This is a genomic window from Mycobacterium sp. (assembly GCF_049647605.1).
Lineage (GTDB): Bacteria > Actinomycetota > Actinomycetes > Mycobacteriales > Mycobacteriaceae > Mycobacterium.
Map to the genome: position 1 here is coordinate 1 of NZ_JBARXZ010000176.1, position 17,931 is coordinate 17,931.

15 protein-coding genes and 1 pseudogene are annotated in these 17,931 nt (G+C 66.0%); 8 read left to right on the top strand and 8 right to left on the bottom strand.

The window, feature by feature from the left end; translation table 11 throughout:
• A partial coding sequence (locus WBB07_RS22380) for a glycine cleavage T C-terminal barrel domain-containing protein (RefSeq protein ID WP_526310669.1) occupies window positions 1-2,435 on the top strand: 2,435 nt, incomplete at its 5' end.
• A complete protein-coding gene (locus tag WBB07_RS22385; RefSeq protein WP_526310671.1) occupies window positions 2,428-3,036 on the top strand; it encodes a sarcosine oxidase subunit gamma in 609 nt (202 codons plus the stop codon). The genes WBB07_RS22380 and WBB07_RS22385, both read left to right, overlap by 8 nt.
• Here WBB07_RS22385 and fdhD read toward each other — a convergent pair.
• Together fdhD and WBB07_RS22395 are read right to left on the bottom strand one after the other, a co-directional pair.
• A complete protein-coding gene (gene fdhD / locus WBB07_RS22390; protein WP_526310673.1) occupies window positions 3,026-3,853 on the bottom strand; it encodes a formate dehydrogenase accessory sulfurtransferase FdhD in 828 nt (275 codons plus the stop codon). The genes WBB07_RS22385 and fdhD overlap by 11 nt on opposite strands.
• The gene (locus tag WBB07_RS22395; RefSeq protein ID WP_526310723.1) at window positions 3,853-6,156 is read right to left on the bottom strand and encodes an FdhF/YdeP family oxidoreductase; all 2,304 of its coding nucleotides are present in this window, start codon (window positions 6,154-6,156) and stop codon (window positions 3,853-3,855) included. The genes fdhD and WBB07_RS22395 overlap by 1 nt, the downstream gene beginning before the upstream one ends.
• Window positions 6,157-6,288: 132 nt before the next feature.
• Between WBB07_RS22395 and WBB07_RS22400 the strand changes: the two genes are divergently transcribed.
• Entirely contained in the window at window positions 6,289-7,227 is a 939-nt protein-coding gene (locus tag WBB07_RS22400) for a LysR family transcriptional regulator (RefSeq protein ID WP_526310675.1), read from the top strand.
• Window positions 7,228-7,281: 54 nt separating this feature from the next.
• Here the strand turns inward: WBB07_RS22400 and WBB07_RS22405 are convergent, their stop codons facing one another.
• Window positions 7,282-8,367, bottom strand: coding sequence for an S-(hydroxymethyl)mycothiol dehydrogenase (locus WBB07_RS22405; protein ID WP_526310677.1), 1,086 nt, complete (start codon window positions 8,365-8,367; stop codon window positions 7,282-7,284).
• 97 nt (window positions 8,368-8,464) lie between these two features.
• A pseudogene (locus WBB07_RS22410) lies at window positions 8,465-8,795 on the bottom strand (chorismate-binding protein); the annotation flags it as partial.
• Here WBB07_RS22410 and WBB07_RS22415 point away from each other — a divergent pair.
• Genes WBB07_RS22415 through WBB07_RS22425 form a run of 3 tightly spaced genes read left to right on the top strand, consistent with a single transcriptional unit; the run spans window position 8,740 to window position 11,402 of the window.
• Window positions 8,740-8,958 carry a hypothetical protein gene (locus WBB07_RS22415; RefSeq protein ID WP_526310731.1) on the top strand — a complete coding sequence of 73 codons (219 nt, stop codon included), beginning with the start codon at window positions 8,740-8,742 and terminating at the stop codon, window positions 8,956-8,958. The pseudogene WBB07_RS22410 and the gene WBB07_RS22415 sit on opposite strands and share 56 nt — an antisense overlap.
• 54 nt (window positions 8,959-9,012) lie before the next feature.
• Window positions 9,013-9,612, top strand: a complete 600-nt coding sequence (locus WBB07_RS22420; protein WP_526310679.1) for a TetR/AcrR family transcriptional regulator — start codon at window positions 9,013-9,015, stop codon at window positions 9,610-9,612.
• Window positions 9,609-11,402 (top strand): alpha/beta fold hydrolase, encoded by a 1,794-nt coding sequence (locus WBB07_RS22425; protein ID WP_526310681.1) that lies wholly within the window; start codon window positions 9,609-9,611, stop codon window positions 11,400-11,402. Before WBB07_RS22420 ends, WBB07_RS22425 begins: the two co-directional genes overlap by 4 nt.
• Before the next feature lie 536 nt (window positions 11,403-11,938).
• Here the strand turns inward: WBB07_RS22425 and WBB07_RS22430 are convergent.
• Window positions 11,939-12,817, bottom strand: a complete 879-nt coding sequence (locus WBB07_RS22430; protein ID WP_526310683.1) for a universal stress protein — start codon at window positions 12,815-12,817, stop codon at window positions 11,939-11,941.
• A gap of 104 nt (window positions 12,818-12,921) precedes the next feature.
• On the opposite strand from WBB07_RS22430, the gene WBB07_RS22435 reads away from it, so the two are divergent.
• On the top strand, window positions 12,922-13,992 hold the full coding sequence (locus tag WBB07_RS22435; RefSeq protein WP_526310685.1) for a threonine aldolase family protein: 1,071 nt from the start codon (window positions 12,922-12,924) through the stop codon (window positions 13,990-13,992).
• Here WBB07_RS22435 and WBB07_RS22440 read toward each other — a convergent pair.
• Window positions 13,955-14,677 (bottom strand): SDR family oxidoreductase, encoded by a 723-nt coding sequence (locus tag WBB07_RS22440; protein ID WP_526310687.1) that lies wholly within the window; start codon window positions 14,675-14,677, stop codon window positions 13,955-13,957. The genes WBB07_RS22435 and WBB07_RS22440 overlap by 38 nt on opposite strands.
• A 79-nt stretch (window positions 14,678-14,756) precedes the next feature.
• Between WBB07_RS22440 and WBB07_RS22445 the strand changes: the two genes are divergently transcribed.
• Window positions 14,757-15,293: a YceI family protein gene (locus tag WBB07_RS22445; protein WP_526310689.1), complete on the top strand. Its 537-nt coding sequence runs from the start codon at window positions 14,757-14,759 to the stop codon at window positions 15,291-15,293.
• Here WBB07_RS22445 and WBB07_RS22450 read toward each other — a convergent pair.
• Together WBB07_RS22450 and WBB07_RS22455 are read right to left on the bottom strand one after the other, a co-directional pair.
• Window positions 15,256-15,705 (bottom strand): hypothetical protein, encoded by a 450-nt coding sequence (locus WBB07_RS22450; protein WP_526310691.1) that lies wholly within the window; start codon window positions 15,703-15,705, stop codon window positions 15,256-15,258. The genes WBB07_RS22445 and WBB07_RS22450 overlap by 38 nt on opposite strands.
• A 31-nt stretch (window positions 15,706-15,736) precedes the next feature.
• The gene (locus WBB07_RS22455; RefSeq protein WP_526310693.1) at window positions 15,737-17,791 is read right to left on the bottom strand and encodes a DUF4185 domain-containing protein; all 2,055 of its coding nucleotides are present in this window, start codon (window positions 17,789-17,791) and stop codon (window positions 15,737-15,739) included.
• Between the last annotated feature and the right edge of the window lie 140 nt (window positions 17,792-17,931).

Below are 17,931 nucleotides of genomic sequence, written 5' to 3' on the forward strand. Positions count from 1 at the left end.
CCGCTGCCCGCGCGGGCGCGCGCGTCACGCTGATCGACGAGCAGAGTGAAGCCGGCGGCGCGCTGCTGGGCAGCACCGACACCATCGACGGAAAACCGGCGCTGGACTGGGTGGCCGACGCGGTTGCCGAACTGGCCGGCTGCACGGAAGTGCTGCATCTGCAGCGCACCACGGCGTTCGGGCACTACGACGACGGTTTTGTACTTGCCCTGCAACGCCGCACCGACCACTTGGGTGCTGAGGCACCAGATGCGATCAGCCGTCAGCGGGTATGGCGCATCCGTGCCCGCCACGTCGTGGTCGCCGCGGGCGCACACGAACGTCCGGTGGTGTTCACCGACAACGACCGGCCCGGCATCATGCTGGCCGGGGCCGCCCGCACCTTCCTGCACCGCTACGGCGTCACCGTCGGCGAGCAGGCCGTGGTGTTCACCACCAACGACACCGCCTACCGCGCCGCCTTCGATCTGCATGACTCCGGAGTGCGGATCAACGCGATCGTCGACACCCGCGCCCAGGCGCCCGCAGATCTGTTGGAGGCGGCCGGTAGTCGCGGTATCACCATGCACACCGGGGCCGTCATCAGCGGTACCCGCGGTGAACAGCGCATCACGCACGCAGTGGTGAGCCGCCCACCGGCCGACGACACCGCACCTGTGGTGGTGGGCTGCGATGTGCTGCTGGTCAGCGGCGGTTGGAACCCGGCGGTGCACCTGTTCAGCCAGGCGCGCGGCAAGCTGCGCTACGACAACACTCTCGGCGCGTTTGTGCCCGGCGACGAGCTCGACGGTGTCAGTGTCGCCGGGTCGGCCACCGGGGTGTTCGATCTTCCCGGCTGCCTGCGCAGCGGGCGGGAGAAGGTGGCCGCCGCCCTCGACATCACGCCGAGTCCCGTTGCGGGTGAGTCCGATCCGATACGACTGGACTCTCCTGCCGCCGTGCTGTGGTGGGTCGCGGATGCCGCCACAGCGGATCGGCAATTCGTCGACGTGCAACGTGACGCCACCGTCGCCGACCTGGTGCGTGCAGTCGGCGCCGGAATGCGGTCAATGGAACACATCAAGCGCTACACCACCATCGGCACCGCCCACGATCAAGGCAAGACCTCCGGTGTGGTGGCCTCCGGCATCACCTCCGAACTGCTCGCCGCACCGATGGAAAACCTCGGGGTGACCACATTCCGGCCGCCCTACACTCCGGTGGCGTTTGCTGCGCTGGCCGGCCGGGACCGTGGCCGGATGTTCGATCCCGAGCGGGTCACCGCGGTGCACGACTGGCATGTACAGCGCGGCGCGGTGTTCGAAGATGTCGGCCAGTGGAAACGCCCCCGCTACTACCCGTTGCCCGGCGAGAGCATGGACGACGCCGTGCTGCGCGAATGTGCCTCCGTGCGAACGGGTGTCGGCATCCTGGATGGCTCGACACTGGGCAAGATCGACGTCCAGGGCCCCGATGCCGGTGTGCTCCTGGACCTGCTCTACACCAACATGATGAGCACCCTGAAAGTCGGCATGGTCCGCTACGGCGTGATGTGCGGCGTGGACGGCATGGTCATCGACGACGGCACCGTGATGCGACTGGCCGATGACCGCTACCAGGTGTTCACCACCACCGGCGGCGCTGCGCGGATCCTGGACTGGATGGAGGAATGGCTGCAGACCGAGTGGCCACACCTGCGGGTGCGGTTGACCTCGGTCACCGAGCAGTGGCACACCTTTCCCGTCGTCGGCCCGAAGTCCCGCGAGGTGGTGGGCACGGTGTTCCCCGATCTGGACGTCAGCAACGACGCGTTTCCGTTCATGGCCTGGCGGGACACCACCGTGGACGGCGTGCATGTGCGGGTCGGCCGGGTCAGCTTCTCCGGGGAATTGGCCTATGAGGTCAACGTCACCGGCTGGCACGCCACCGCGGTGTGGGAGCGCCTGATCGCCGCCGGCCAACCGTATGGGATCACCCCGTACGGCACCGAGACCATGCACGTGCTGCGGGCCGAGAAGGGTTACCCGATCATCGGCCAAGACACCGACGGCACCGTCACCCCGCAAGATCTGGGCATGAGCTGGGCGGTGTCGAAGAAGAAACCCGACTTCATCGGCAAGCGGTCGTTCACCCGCAGCGAGAATGTCAACCCGCTGCGCAAACAGTTTGTCGGCCTGCTGCCCACCGACGCCGACACCGTGCTACCCGAAGGCGCCCAGATCATCGAGTTCTCTTCCGACGGAGCGCTTCCACCCCCGCCGGTGCCGATGCTCGGTCATGTGACCTCCAGTTATCGCAGTGCCGAACTGAGCCGGCCCTTTGCGCTGGCGCTGGTCAAAGGCGGCCACGCCCGCATCGGTGACACCCTGCACGTCCCGGTTGGTGACACCCTGATCCCCGTCGAAGTGACGGGATCCGTCCTCGTCGACCCCGAAGGAGCACGCCGAGATGGCTGAGACCTTGATCCGCCGTAGCCCGTTGCAGGACTACCAATCCCGCTTCGCGGCGTCACCGGACTCCGCTCGGGTGACCGAGGAACCGTTTGTGACGATGGTGGACCTGTGGGTGGATGCGTCGGGTCCCGGTGGCGCCGCCGCGGCGGGCGCTCTCGGGTTACCGGCACTGCCGCAGGCCCCGTCGACGTTGGCCACCGCCGCGGACACCACCGCCATCTGGTTCGGTCCGCACGAGTGGCTGATCTGTGCAGGAGACCGCCCCGGGGAATCGTTGGAATCGACACTGCGACAGGCAGTCACCGAATCCGGCGGCGCCGCGGTGGACGTGTCCGCCCAGCGCACCACGCTCCGACTCCAGGGCGTCCACGCCCGCGACGTCCTGGCCAAGGGTTGCTCACTGGACCTGCATCCGCGGGTCTTCAGCCCGGGCACCGCCGCACAGACCATGCTGGGGTTGGCCGCAGCGGTACTGATTCCGTTGGACGACACCGGTTCGGACTACCAGCTGCTGGTCAGGTCATCCTTTGCCCGGTATGTCGCCGACTGGCTGCTCGATGCCACCGAGGAATTTGGTGTCGACACCGCCGGCGTCAGCCGGTGATGATCCGGTGCCCGTGCGTGTAGATGTTCATGCTCGATCCGCGCAGGAAACCGACCAGCGTCAGCCCACTCTCCTGTGCGAGGTCCACCGCCAATGACGAAGGCGCCGACACCGCCGCCAACACCGGCAACCCGGCCATCACCGCCTTCTGCACCAGCTCGAACGATGCGCGCCCGCTGACCAGCAGAACGGTACCCGCGAGCGGAATACGTTGGTGCTCAAGAGCCCAGCCGACAACCTTGTCCACCGCATTGTGCCGGCCGACGTCTTCACGCACCACCAGCAACTCACCGTCGGGGGTGAAGAGACCGGCGGCGTGCAGGCCGCCGGTACTGGCAAAGACCTTCTGCGCCGCGCGCAGCGCGTCGGGTAACCCGATCACCGTATCGACGTCCACGCGGACGGGATCACCGGCCGGGCTGTGTCTGGTGCGCTGGGTGATCGCGTCCAAGGATGCTTTGCCGCACACCCCACACGACGAGGTGGTGTAGAAGTTGCGTTCGATCCCGGTCTCGGGCAGCGTGACTCCGGCCGCGAGATCGATATCGAGCACGTTGTAGGTGTTCGCGCCGTCGGCGTCGCGGCTGTTGCAGTACCGTACGGCGGCGATATCGGATCGGTCGGTGACCAGACCCTCGGTGAGCAGAAACCCCTGCGCCAGTTCAACATCCGATCCCGGCGTGCGCATGGTGACCGCCAGCGGCCGACCGGCCACCCGGATCTCGAGAGGTTCCTCCACTGCGAGGGTGTCGGCCCGGGCGTCGCTGCGCTCGGCGGTGATGCGGGTGATCCGGGTTCGGGCGGTCACCCGGCCCATCAGGGGCGTCCCTGCAGCCGGATCGTGACGGCCTTGGACACCGGCGTGTTCGATTTGCGCGCCGTGTGATCCAGTGGGACCAGCGGATTGGTCTCGGGATAGTAGGCCGCGGCGTTGCCCCGCGGGGTCGGGTACGGCACCAGACGGAAGTCGTCAGCGCGCCGTTCCTCCACCGTGCCGTCGGCCAGCACCCATTCCGACACCAGATCCACCCGGTCGCCGTCGGCAAAGCCCGCGGCAGCGATGTCATCGGGGTGGCAGAACACCACCCGCCGGCCGCCTTTGACCCCGCGGTAACGGTCGTCGAGACCGTAGATGGTGGTGTTGTATTGGTCATGGCTGCGCATGGTCTGCAAGATCAGCCGGCCTTCGGGCACCGGTATCCAGTACAGATCGTTGACCACGAAGTTCGCCTTGCCGGTATCGGTGACAAAGCGGCGTTCGTCGCGAGGCGGATTCGGCAGCACGAACCCGTCGGGTTGACGCACCCGGGTGTTGAAGTCGGTGAAGCCAGGCACCACCCGGGCGATCGAGTCCCGGATACTGTCGTAGTCCTGGGCGAACCGGGCCCACGGCACCACATGGTCAGACCCCAGCAGCGCGGTGGCCAGCCCGCAGACAATGGAGACCTCGCTGCGTACCTGCGGGCTGGGCGGCTTGAGACCACCTCGCGACAGATGTACCACCGACATCGAATCCTCAACGGTGACAACCTGTTTGCGTCCGTTGACCACATCTTTGTCGGTCCGACCCAACGAGGGCAGGATCAACGCGGTACGCCCGGTGACCAGATGCGAGCGGTTGAGTTTGGTCGACACCTGCACGGTCAGTGCACAGTTGCGCAGGGCCGCCTCGGTGACCTCGGTGTCCGGTGTGGCCGAGACGAAGTTACCGCCCATCGCCATGAACACACCGACCTGGCCGTCACGCATCGCGCGGATGGCTTCCACCGAGTCGTAACCGTGGGCGCGTGGGCTGCGGATACCGAACTCGGTGTCCAGCGCCGCCAGGAAGGATTCCGGGGCCTTCTCCCAGATGCCCATCGTCCGGTCACCCTGGACATTGGAATGCCCACGCACCGGGCACACTCCGGCGCCAGGCTTGCCGATCATGCCTTGCAGGAGCAGCAGATTGGTGGCGTCCTGGATGATGGCCACCCCATGGGTCTGCTGGGTCAGACCCATCGCCCAGCACACGATGGTCTTCTTCGAGGCGATGAGAGCCTGTGCGGTGTCGTCGATCTGCCGGCGCGACAGACCCGTCGCGGCCACCACCGTGTCGAGGTCCACCCCGCGGATGTGGGCCTCGTACTCGTCGAACCCGGCGCAGTGCCGGTCGATGAAGTCCCGGTCGAGGACGGTGCCCGGGTTGCGGTCCTCGGCCTCGAACAGCAGCTTGGCCAAGCCCTGGAACAGCGCCTGGTCCCCGCCGATGCGGATCTGCAACAACTCGTCGGAGATGGCGACACCGCTGCCGATGACACCGTGGACTTTCTGCGGGTCCTTGAACCGCAGCAGCCCCGCCTCGGGCAACGGGTTGATCGCGATGACACGGGCGCCGTTGGCCTTCGACTTCTCCAGCACCGACAGCATGCGCGGATGATTGGTGCCGGGGTTCTGGCCCGCGATGAGAATCAGATCCGCATTCTCGAGATCCGGCACCGAGACCGACCCCTTGCCGATGCCGATGCTCTCCGACAATGCGGTGCCCGACGATTCGTGGCACATGTTCGAGCAGTCGGGCATGTTGTTGGTTCCGAAGCTGCGGATCAACAGCTGATACAGGAACGCGGCCTCGTTCGAGGTGCGGCCCGAGGTGTAGAACGCCGCTGCATCGGGTGTGTCCAGGGCCCGGAGTTCATCGGCGATGAGCGCAAACGCCGCGTCCCAGGTGATGGGCTCGTAATGCGTGGCTCCCTCGCGCAACACCATGGGGTGGGTGAGTCGGCCTTGCTGACCGAGCCAGTACTCGGTGCGCTCCAGCAGGTCGGCAACCGAATGCCGGGCAAAGAACTCCGGCGTCACCCGCCGGGTGGTGGCCTCCTCAGCCACGGCTTTGGCGCCGTTCTCGCAGAATTCGGCGTGCTTGCGGTGACCGGGAGTCTCTGGCCACGCGCACCCGGGACAGTCGAAGCCGTGGCGCTGATTCAGCCGGGCCAATGTCCGCGTGGTGCGCGCCAAGCCCATCTGCTCCACACCACGCTGCAAGGACACCAGCACCGCCTTCATGCCGGCGGCGTGATCCTTCTCGGCGGTGACGAGCACGTCGTCTTCGTCGAAGTTGTACTTGGTGTCGTCATCGATGCTGGGCACGCGGGCATCCTCTGCGATTCGGTCCGATCTTTGACCGTACGGCGGGCGCCGTACGGGTCACAACGGTTTGGCGATGACGGTTCCACATGCTTCGATAGTCATGGCCTATCAACTGGAGCGACGATGCCCGCTGATCTGCACCTCGTGCAATTGGAATACCTGGTGGCGTTGGCCCGGGAACGGCATTTCGGCCGGGCCGCGGCATCCTGCCATGTCAGCCAGCCCACCCTGTCGGTCGCGATCCGCCGTCTCGAACGCGAGCTCGAAGTCCCGATCGTGCTCCGGGGCCATCGCTTCGAAGGCTTCACCGCCGAAGGGGCCCGGGTGCTCACCTGGGCTCACCGGATCATCGCCGAGCGCGATGAACTCCTTGCCGATGTCGAGCGGATGCGCGGACGACTCACCATGGCCGCCCGGATCGCAGCGATACCGACGTCGGTGCCCGCCATCCCCTTGCTGACCTCACGACTGCTGGCGGCCCACCCGGCCGCCACGGTGCGCGTGGAAGCACTGTCGTCCCGCGAGATCGGACGCCGGCTCGCAGATTTCGAGATCGACGCCGGACTGACCTACCTGGACGAAGAAACCCCGCCGGGTTGCCGACAGACCCCGCTGTACCAGGAGACCTACGTCCTGCTGGCACCCGCGGACAACCCGGTGATGGCCTCGCCGCGGGTGAGCTGGGCGCAAGCAGCCACGCTGCAGCTGTGTGCGCTCACCTCCGAGATGCGCAACCGCAGGATCATCGACGCCCACATGGCAGCCGAGGCGATCCGGTTCACTCCGGTGGTCGAAGCGGACACGGTGGGCGCCATCTACGCGCATCTGAGCAGTTCCCGGTTGTCGACCATCGCCTCCCACGCGTGGCTGCATGCGTTCGGAGTGCCGGCGGGGCTGGCGGTGCGACCCATCGACGAGAACCGGGCCGGGCCGACGGTCGGAGTCATCACGCTGGCGCGCGAGCCCGAACTGCCGGTGGCCGAAGCCGTACACGCGGCGGCAGCCGACTCCGGTATCGCCGAAGCCCTCGACGCCGCGCTGCAACGTTTCCTGGCGGACTGAACCTGCAACGTCTCCGTCGAACTCAGCGTCGCTGGACCCCGAGTTCGGGGTGCCTCACAGCTGCACCACCGAACGCAGCACCAGGCCGTCGTGCATGGTGTGGAACGCATCCTCGATCTCCTCGAGTTCGATGCGCTCGGAGACGAACCGGTCCAGCGGCAACCGGCCCTGCCGATAGAGGTCGACCAGCATCGGAAAATCCCGCTCGGGCAAGCAATCTCCGTACCACGAAGACTTCAGCGAGCCACCCCGGGAGAAGAAGTCGACCAACGGCATCTCGAGTGTCATCTCCGGCGTCGGCACGCCCACCAACACCACGGTGCCCGCGAGGTCACGCGCATAGAAGGCCTGCCGCCAGGTCTCCGGGCGACCCACCGCGTCGATCACGACGTCCGCGCCGAACCCACCGGTCAGGTTCCGCACCGCCGATACCGTATCGGTCTCGGCGGCGTTGACGGTGTGGGTGGCGCCGAGTTGCTCCGCCCACTCCAGTTTGCGCGGGTCACGATCGATCGCGATGATCATCGCCGCCCCGGCCAGCCGAGCGCCCATGATGGCGGCGTCTCCGACACCGCCGCAGCCGATCACCGCAACCGAGTCACCACGCGAGGCGTTCCCGGTGTTGACCGTGGCGCCGAGTCCGGCCATCACCCCACAGCCGAGCAATCCGACCACCGCCGGGTCGGCGTCGGGGTCGACCTTGGTGCATTGCCCGGCGTGCACCAGGGTTTTCTCGGCGAAAGCACCGATTCCCAATGCCGGCGTCAACTCGATACCGTCCTCGAGCGTCATCTTCTGGGCGGCGTTGTGGGTGTCGAAACAGTACTGCGGGCGGCCGCGCTTGCACGCCCGGCACCGGCCACAGACCGCGCGCCAATTCAGGATCACGAAGTCGCCCACCGACACCGACTCGACTCCGGGTCCGATCTCGTCGACCACGCCGGCGGCCTCATGTCCGAGCAGGAAGGGGAATTCGTCGTTGATGCCGCCTTCCCGGTACGTCAGATCGGTGTGACACACCCCGCAGGCCTGGATCCGCACCACCACTTCGCCGGGCCCGGGATCAGGGATGGTGATCATGGCGATTTCGACCGGGGCGCCTTTGGAGCGGGCGATGACACCGCGAACCTGCTGGGGCATACGGAAACTCCTCGTGTATTGGTCGGCCGACGAATCGTGCTGAGCACGGCACAAACAGAGAGAAGTATGATGTATCAGTATCGGCATGTCTAGTCTATCACTTATCGAACAAGTCGCCTGCGCTCCCACCGGCGACCACCTGGTCAGCGAGCACGCTGCGCGACGACGCCGCTTTGACAATGATCTCGGCGAACTCCTCGGCAGGGTCTGACAGCGCGGTGATCGCGCCACCGATGCCGAAGTCGACCCCGCCCGCGGAGACGACCATCGTCCGGATGACAACAGCCAGATCGGCCGCCCCGGATAGTGAGGTAGCCGAGGACACCCGAATACACCCCGCGCGCAGCCGATTCGAGACCGTCGAGAATCTCCATGGCGCGGATCTTGGGCGCGCCGGGCATGGACCCGGCCGGAAAGAGCGCCCGCACCGTCCGCCTGCGCTACGACCCGAAGACGATCGCCTACATGGAACGCCGCCGCACAGAAGGACTCTCCAAGAAGGACGTCCTGCGCTGCCCAAAAAGATTCATCGCTCGTGAGGTCTACAACGACCTGCGAACCGACCTCCTGAAACCACCGAAGAGCAGCTAGGGCGTGTACTTGTTCGCCACTTGAAAAATATGTAGACCGGTCTATTATATCGGTATGGCGTCCAAAGGAAACCTGACCAAGGAGAGGCTCGCAGAGTCCATGCTCGAGCTCATCCAGACCAGCGGCTATAGCGGTACCGGCCTGAATGCCGTGATTGAACACGCTTCAGCGCCAAGGGGATCGATCTACTTCCACTTCCCTGACGGGAAGGAGGAGCTGGGGGTCGCTGCCGTCGAGCTTGCAGCGAAGCAATTTGAGACGCTGATTGCGGAGGCCGCAGTTTCCGCGAGCGGCCCGGCCGAGGCCGCCCGCGCCGCGATCGAAGCACTCACGTCCCTGGTCAGCGAGAGCGACTTCCGGCTGGGGTGCCCGGTCTCCGTGGTCACCCTCGAGATGGGCGCGAACAACGGCCGGCTGCGCGAGGCGTGCGCGTCCGCCTTCGAGTCCTGGATTTCCCCGACGACAGCCGTCCTCGAAGCCGGTGGCGTAGGTGCCGAGGAAGCACGGTCCTTGGCGACTGTTGTCGTTTCGACGATCGAAGGTGCGGTGATCGTCTCGCGGGCCTTGCAAAGTATCCAACCCCTGAGATCTGCCGCAGACGTTGTGGCAGACCTCATCAACCAGCGCTGCCAGACCGTTGAGGGAAAGCGATGACAACGCATGAGGGCTCCCGCCACGCATTGGTCTTCGGGGCTTCGGGACTGGTTGGCCGGCACCTCGTCCTGGCCCTTGCCGAGGCCGGAGCGGACGTCACTGTGGCTGTTCGGAGCCCCGAGTCCGGGGCGCGGGTTGAGCAGTGGCTCAGAGAGCACGGCCTGACGCGAAGCATCAGCACGACGATCGTCGACTTCGGTTCCGCGCAGGTCGTAGCAGGCGGCGCATCGGCTTTCACGCATGTCACTGAGATCCACAACTGCGCCGGGTCCTACCGATTTGGCATGACCGCACAGGAGGCCCGCAGCGCGAACGTCGGCATCGTCGAGAAGCTGATCGACTTTGCCGCTGATCTGCCCGACTTGCAGCGAGTGGTGCATGTTTCGGGCTACCGCGTGGGCGGGCAGGATCCTTCGAGCGTTCCGTGGCCAGAGGACCATCGCAACGCCATGTACGAGGGGCTTGGCGCGTACGAAGCGTCCAAGGTGGAGTCCGACGCGATCTTCCAAGCCCAGGCCAACGAGCGCGGAGTTCCATGGACGATCGTCAATCCGTCCAGTGTCATCGGTGACAGCGCAACCGGGGAGTCCGACCAGCACATCGGCTTGGCCAGCACCATCGGGCAGATCTGGGACGGCGCCGCAGCCGCGTTGCCCGGCGACGGATCGACGTCCCTGCCCGTCGTCACGGTCGACTATCTCGCGGCCTTCATGGCGGCTGCGGCAATCGATCCTGCCGCCGCGGGCAAGTCCTATTGGGTTCTCGACGACGACACCCCACCGCTGGCGGACCTGCTCACGCATGTTGGTCAGCATCTCGGAGCGAAGGTGCCACGCCTGCGCATTCCGGTAGGCGTCATCAAGCGGCTCCCGGCCCGGATCTCCAAGGTGGATCCCGAGACACTGGCCTTCCTATCAGCGGACCGCTACCCGACCGAGTCTGCAATCGAATTGGCTGAACGACACGGGATCCAGATGCCTGATGTCCTCGTGTCGCTCGAAAGGTGGGCCGACCACCTGACTGCACATCGTTTCGGTGCCGCGGCGGCCGACGGCCGTCGATTCTTCAACGCGGGAGGGCTGCGGACCTTCGAGCTCGGTGTACCTGGCTCCAACCGGGTGATCCTTCCGGGCCTGCCGGTCAATGCTGACACCTGGGCCGAGGTGGCGTCGGGAATCGGCGCACGCGTCATCGACCTACCTGGACTCGGCCTCAGCGGCGGAACGGGCATTGAGGACTGGGAACAGTGGCTGCCCGCTGTGCTTGCCGGTAACGCTACTGATCTCATCGGCCACTCCCTCGGCGCTGCAGCAGCAGTCGTCGCTGCAGACAGGTTCCCTGGGCAGGTCGATTCCCTCACACTGATCGCACCGTTCTTCCTTCAAGCCCCGATGGGCACCTCTGCCAGAGTGCGGCCACTCGCGTGCACCTACCTGCGGCACACGAATTCGGTCCGTTTGTCACGCCAGCTGACCGGATCGGACGTCAGCGCGTCCGCTCTCGAGTCCACCGTCAGTGACCTCAAACGAAGCAGCGCCACGCGGGCGGCCGAGCAGCTCGCCCGCGCAGGCTCGAAGCAGTGGCGTGCCGAGCTGCAGGAAGCGCTCGAGCGATTCAACGGCCGGGTCCGCATCATCACCGGAAGTAACGACCCACTCACCGCAGCCGCGGCAGAACAGCTGGAGCGCCTTCCGAACGTGGAGCTGATGTCAGTACCGGAAGCCGGGCACCATCCGCAACTGTCTCACAGCGCGGACCTCGTCGATCTGCTCAAGGAATCGTTAGCGTGAAGAACACTCCTGCGACTTCGGCCACAGTCGGAGATTCGTGGATCCGCGACCACATCGAAGAATCAGCCCTCGACACCGCGGCCGAACTTGCCTTGACATGTACAGGACCGTCGGACCGGTGCGCCGACCGGCCACCGGTCTCGACCTCGAGCTTGTACCCGAGGTAGCCGATGTAGCCGAGCTGGAAATCGCAGACCCACCTGTCACCCCACGTCCGATCGATCCTGGAACGGGTTCAGATGGGCGGCGCACCGGTCGGGCCCGACATCTTCGTCGACGCAGTGCGCCAGCAGTGAACCTCAGACAGCTGCTGATCGAAATGCCGCCGCGGAGACCGCGTTCAAGCTGCCCAGCAGTCACTTCGCCGGCTCTCCCCGACGAAATTTTCATGCCCGGGGAAGCGTCGACGACGCCTGTCAGCGCGGTCCGGCAGGCCCTGGCGACGTCAGACACCGGGCCGGTGGTGGTGACCGGATCCTTCTTGCACGTCGCCGCCACCGACGCGGTGCTGACCGGGGGCTTCAGCTCCCCAAAATCTAGCTCCCACGAGCGACGATCACCGGCACCTTGACCGAGTGCACCACCGCAGTGCTCACCGACCCGAGCAGCATGCCGCCGACGCCGCCACGCCCCCGATTGCCGACCACCACCAGCTGCGCCGTCTCCGCCAGCTCCAGCAGCCGGTGCGCCGGCCGGTCGGCCACCACCACCTTGTGAACCTCGACATCGGGATAGCGCTCCTGCCAGCCGGCCAGTCGCTCGGCCAACACCTCGGCAGCCTCCCCGCGCATCGCGGTGAATTCCGATCCCGGATAGTCGAGCATCCACACATCGCCGAAGGCGTGCACCGCCACCAGATTCACACCCCGCCACGAGGCCTCGTCGAACGCGATCGCGACCGCCCGCTCCGAGGCGGGTGAGCCGTCCACACCAACCACCACCGGTGCCGTGGCGGGACGTGGCGCCGGTGCGTCTTCGTCACGGACGATCGCCACGGGACAGTGCGCGTGATGCACCAGCGCGGTGCTCACCGAACCCAACAGAGCCCGGCCGACAGCACCCAGCCCGCGGCAGCCGACCACCACCAATTGCGCGTCCTTGGACAGGTCCACCATCGTCGGCGCGATGGGGCCGTCGAGTACCCCGGTCGCCGCCGCCGTGACACCGGCATCCCGCGCGACTTGAGTTGCCTGCCGGATGATCTCGTCGGCCTGCTCCTGCTGCCAGCTCAGAAAACCGGCCGGCACCGATGCATCCGACCAGATCAACAGCGACGGTGCCACAACGTGCACCAGAGTCAGCGGGACGTTACGCATCGCCGCCTCACGGGCCGCCCAGTCGACGGCCACTTTCGACGGCGGTGAGCCGTCCACTCCGACCAGGATCCCGCGTCCCGTATCGCCGTAGGTGGACATCAGCGCTCCTTTCCCAGTGCGTCGCCCTCGACGCTAAGTCGCAGGCTCCCGGTGGCCAACAGCCTTTGGTCACCGCCTGCAAGGCCACAGTGCCTCGTGACATCATGACGCGGGTGAGTCTCTCCACCGCGTTCGCCTCAGACAACTCCGCCCCGGCGCATCCCTCGATCATCCAGGCGCTGCTGGATGCCAACTCCGATAGCGCCATGTCCTACGGCGAGGACGCCATCACCCCGCGCGCGGCCGAGGCGATCAAGCAGACCTTCGACTCCCCCGACGCCGAGGTGCTGTTCGCCCTCACCGGCACCGGCGCCAATGTCATCGCTCTGACCGCAGCCACCCGGCCGTGGCACACCATTCTGTGCAGCGACATCGCGCACAGCCTCGTCGACGAGGCCGGCGGACCGGTGCGGCTGTCCGGTGCCATGCTGACGGCGTTGCCCAGCGACGACGGCTTGATCGACCCCGCCCAGCTGGCTGCCGCGGCCGCCCGCCGGGGGTCGGTGCACCACTCGCAGCCCAGCATCGTCACCATCACCCAATCCACCGAAAACGGCCGACTGTGGACCGCCGCGGCGATCAAAGCCTTTGTCGACGAGGCGCATGACCTCGACCTACTGGTTCACGTCGACGGCTCACGAATCGCCAATGCCGTTGCTGCACTCAATGTTTCCCCGATCGAGGCGATCGGCGACGCCGATATCGTGACCGTCGGCGGAACCAAGAACGGCCTGCTCTACGGAGACGCGATCCTGGTTCGAAGACCCGAACACTTCGACGGAATCCGGTTCGTGCAAAAGCAGATCGGTCACCTGCCGAGCAAGCACCGCTACGTGTCCGCACAGTTCGAGACGCTGTTCACCGATGATCTCTGGCTGCGAATGGGCCTGCTGGCCAATACGATGGCCGCCCGTCTGAGCTCCGGCTTCACCGACCGCGGGTTGACGCTGGCCAGCTCATGCGAGGCCAATGAAGTGTTTGTTGTCCTCGAAGGTGACGTGCACGCAGCGATCACAGAACGCTACGCCGTGCATACGCCCGACGAGCTCGCCCCGATCTATCGCTTCGTCTGCTCCTGGGCCACCACCGAAGATGACGTCGACGAGGTCCTGCGGCTTCTGGACGGCAACATATCCCTCAGCCCCGGCCCAGCAGCGGCATCCGAGTGGCCATGACCGTCAGGAACGGCACACTGACCTCCAACGGCAGTGACGCGATATGCGCGATGGTCGAACCGACATGCGACACATCGATTCTCGCCTCTGCCCTGCGGGAACCATCGGGCTGCAACGCCCCGTCGAAACCCGCCGTCATGGCGGTGGCGGCGTTGCCGACGTCGATCTGGCCCACCGCGATGCCGTTGTCACGGCCCTCCAGGGCCAGCGACCGGGTCAGGCCGTTGATGGCGAACTTGCTGGCGGTGTACGGCGAGGCCTCCGGCCGCGGCACCTGCGCCGACACCGAGCCGATGTTGACGATGCGCCCACCCTGCGGGTCCTGCTCCTCCATGAGGCGCATCGCCGCCCGGGCGCACAGGAACGACCCGGTGACGTTGACCGTCATCACTTGCGACCAGTCACTCAGCGAGGTCTGGGTGACGGGCCGCTGTGGACCGAACACCCCGGCGGAGTTCACCAGGACGTCGACCCGATCCAGCCCGGCGAAGACTGCATCCACTTCCTGCTCATCGGTGACGTCGAGCACCACCGCTTCCCCGGAGCCCGCCAGTTGCACACTCTCGTGCAGGCTTTCGGCGGTCCGCCCGCAGAACACCACATGATGGCCGGCCGCGGCCAATGCCAGTCCGGCGGCGCGGCCGATACCGCTGCCTCCGCCGGTGATCACCGATATCTGCGTCACGGGACCAACCTACCTCTGCGACCATCAACCGGTGGCACCCTACGTCGAGCTCCGGGCATCGGCAGGTACGGTAACGCCGATGACGGTCTTCGACAGCAGCACGGGAACCTTGCAGGTGCTGACCGGGGTCGACGGTGCCGCCGCCCGGATGGGCCACCGACTGACCATCGAGGTCCAGTCCTGGCACGCCTCGCTGAGCTGGGAGGGTGAGCGGCCGTCGGCACTCACCCTGACCACGGACGTCAACTCCCTGCACGTTGACAGCGGTGCCGGCGGCCTCACCCCCATGACCTCACCCGAGCGCCTGGTGGCACGTTCCAACGCACTGAAAACACTGTCCGCGAAGCGCTTTCCGCATATCACTTTCGCCTCCACCGATATCGAGGCCACCGACACCGGGTACCGGATCACCGGCGAACTGCAGATCTGCGGCCGGCGCCACCGGCACATCGTCGAGGTGGCGGTCACTGGACACAAAGTGTCGAGCCGCACCGAAGTGCGTCAGTCAGATTTCGGAATCAAGCCGTACTCGATGATGATGGGCTCGCTGCGGGTCGCCGATACCGTGACAATCAACTTCAACGCTTCTGCCACAGACAGTCACCGGTCAGAGTGATGTTGAAAACCACTGGCAACACCTGAAAGTCGAGCACCTGACCGGGATCACCTGTCACCGTCTCCTCGGGTCCCACCTCACCGGCGGCCACCACCGAAGCCTGCTGCGCCCCGCACACCGCTGCCGGATCCAACGGTGTCCCCGTCCACGCACCCGACATGATCTCGGGATTGCGCAGTCCCTGCCCGTGCAGGGTGATTCCGGCGACGTCGCTGACCCAGGTGTCGCCGTAGGGATAGGGGCCGCCAAACGGCGTCCACGTGCCGCCCGTGCAGGTGAGCACCGTCGCATCCGGCAGCTTGGTCAACGCCTCGGGCGCCGGGCACGCAGTGCCGGGCTGAGGTTCAGCCGCCGCCACCGGTGCGAGCGCCAACGCCGTCACCGCAACCGCCACAACCGCCACACGCTTCATATCTCCCCTATCGTCGCGCCGCCCCGAGGTGCTACACCCGACTCAGATCGGTCCGCATCAACGCCACGTTGTACTCGTTCCACTGCGACAGATTCCAATACAGCATCTGCGGATCCTCGTCCGTGCCGTCCTCCTTCTTCAACAGCGACGACCCCGACCACGGATGGATCATCGGCGCGTACAGGCCCGGATACTGTGAGGACGTCACCAGCGTCTTCGGTGCTGACCAGGTGCCCTGCGGCGTCGACGACGTCCGCATGACCACATTGTCGCCACTGTCGGTGTAGAGCATCACGTACTTCTTCAGATACGGGTTGTACTGCACCGACATCTCACCGGCGCTCGGGTAGGTGGTGTTCTTCACCAGACCGAAGAAGCTGCTGGTTGTGGTGCCCGGCAGGATCGGCTTGGCCGCCGCCGGGTTGTTCTTCACCCAGGACGTGCCGTTCCAGTACTCGTATTTGGTCTGGTCCAGGATCTGCTTGTCGTTGACCCGCGACAGATACACCGTGCCGCCGCGACCGGCGGGCGTGCCGTACGAGTACACCCAGCCCGCCGCCGCATCCGACGAACCGGCCGGGGGTTTGACGTAGGCGCCCTGCTGAAAGTTCTGATTGCCGTTGACAAACGGCCTGGTCGAACGCCCGGCGGCAGCGGGGCGAATACCCGAGGCCGGCACCACCGTCCAGTTCTGTCCGTTGTCGTCGGACCAGATGATGCCCGAATAATTGGTGGTCCAGCGCCCCGGGGTATCCCAGGAGCGCACCGACATGAAGTTGACGTACTGGCGCGTTGCACCACCGACGCCGGCGCCCGGAACCGAAATGGCGGCCGTCGGAATGATCGTCACCTCCGAGCCGACGGCGTAGCCGTACTTACCGATGATCTCCCGCGAGAATCTGGGGTTGGTCATCGGCGACCCGCTGTAGGCGCCAGGATCGTGGATGATGCCGTCTGGCACGTACAGACCGTTGGACAGCACGTTGTCAGCGCTGCGCAACAGCACGTTGTTGCGCCACACTCCGGTCATCCCGGCACCGCTGAACGTGTCGCCGAACGCGATGAGCACCTGTCGCTGCTCGACAATCGCCGTGGCCGGGTTGTCCTTGGTGATGCCGTTGTCCCACATGACGCCGACGTCGGTACCCGCAATGCCGAACCGCTTCACGGTGTCGTTGATACTGCCCGCGCCGGTGAGCCAGCCGACCCGGGTGGTGGCCGGGATGGTGACGGCAGCACTGGGGACCGGGCTGGTCAGCGCGGTGGCAGTGCGGGCGGTGTCGGTGGTCAGGGTGCGGGCTTCCGTGTCGCGGCGAGTGCCCAGCGTGAGCAGCGCCATCAACAGCGACGACTGCTGCGGGGCCGGCGCACGAACCGGCGCCGGCGCGTCGATCGTGACGCTGCTGACGTCTTGGGTCACCAACTGCGCTGGTGCCATCACGGTGTCAACCGTGACGACGCGCACCGGCTCGACGATTTTCGGGGTGGTGTCGATTGCCGCTCTCACAGAAGGTGTTTCGGTGACCTGCGGGCTCTGCGTGGGTGAGACCTGCCGTTCCGCGGGCTCCGCCACAGGTGTCTCTTTGGCCAGTTTCGCGTCGGTGCGTCGCGAGATCCTGGTGGCTTCGGTGGTTTTCACCGCCGGTGTGGATAACTTGTCAGATTCAGTCTTGTCGAGGGGCGCCGTGCCACTGGCGGTTTCGGTGGTGGCGTCTTTGCCGGCGTGTTTGTTGCCGGCCTTGGTGGGCTTTTTCGCTGTGGTGCTGCCTTTGTCGTCGTCTGTGACCGTGCCGCCGTCGGCTTTGTTGTCGTGTTTGTCGTCGTTGTCGTCTTTGTCGTCTTTGTCGTCTTTGTCGTCTTTGTCGGCAGATTTGGCCGCCGATCCCGAGGGCCCGGGGCGCTCCGATGTCCGTGTCTCGGTGCGCTTCTTCGTCGTCGCCGAGTGCTCCGACGTTCGTGGCTTGGAATCCGAATCGTTGTCCGTGGTATCGGCTGTGGCGACACCAGCGCCCGCGACCACCGCAAACCCCACCCCGAGCGCAACGGCCAGACCGCCCGCTCGACCAACATGTACCGCTGCGCGCATGACTCCCCCTCGAAGGAACGCCCCGTCAGTGATCGTGACTCTCGGATCGAACACCCCGGGCTTCCGAAGAGAGCGGCATCAGGATGACACCGGTGACAGGTTCGTGCTGAGCTTTCGGCAAACTCCCTATCGCCCCGGAA

Excerpts from the sequence above, each read along its gene's own strand:
- WBB07_RS22455 (WP_526310693.1), bottom strand. The coding sequence starts at position 17,791 with ATGCGCGCAGCGGTACATGTTGGTCGAGCGGGCGGTCTGGCCGTTGCG.
- WBB07_RS22445 (WP_526310689.1), top strand. The coding sequence starts at position 14,757 with ATGACGGTCTTCGACAGCAGCACGGGAACCTTGCAGGTGCTGACCGGG.
- fdhD (WP_526310673.1), bottom strand. The coding sequence starts at position 3,853 with ATGGGCCGGGTGACCGCCCGAACCCGGATCACCCGCATCACCGCCGAG.
- WBB07_RS22405 (WP_526310677.1), bottom strand. The coding sequence starts at position 8,367 with ATGCCCCAGCAGGTTCGCGGTGTCATCGCCCGCTCCAAAGGCGCCCCG.
- WBB07_RS22435 (WP_526310685.1), top strand. The coding sequence starts at position 12,922 with ATGACGCGGGTGAGTCTCTCCACCGCGTTCGCCTCAGACAACTCCGCC.
- WBB07_RS22450 (WP_526310691.1), bottom strand. The coding sequence starts at position 15,705 with ATGAAGCGTGTGGCGGTTGTGGCGGTTGCGGTGACGGCGTTGGCGCTC.
- WBB07_RS22415 (WP_526310731.1), top strand. The coding sequence starts at position 8,740 with ATGGCGCGGATCTTGGGCGCGCCGGGCATGGACCCGGCCGGAAAGAGC.
- WBB07_RS22420 (WP_526310679.1), top strand. The coding sequence starts at position 9,013 with ATGGCGTCCAAAGGAAACCTGACCAAGGAGAGGCTCGCAGAGTCCATG.
- WBB07_RS22430 (WP_526310683.1), bottom strand. The coding sequence starts at position 12,817 with ATGTCCACCTACGGCGATACGGGACGCGGGATCCTGGTCGGAGTGGAC.
- WBB07_RS22425 (WP_526310681.1), top strand. The coding sequence starts at position 9,609 with ATGACAACGCATGAGGGCTCCCGCCACGCATTGGTCTTCGGGGCTTCG.
- WBB07_RS22400 (WP_526310675.1), top strand. The coding sequence starts at position 6,289 with ATGCCCGCTGATCTGCACCTCGTGCAATTGGAATACCTGGTGGCGTTG.
- WBB07_RS22385 (WP_526310671.1), top strand. The coding sequence starts at position 2,428 with ATGGCTGAGACCTTGATCCGCCGTAGCCCGTTGCAGGACTACCAATCC.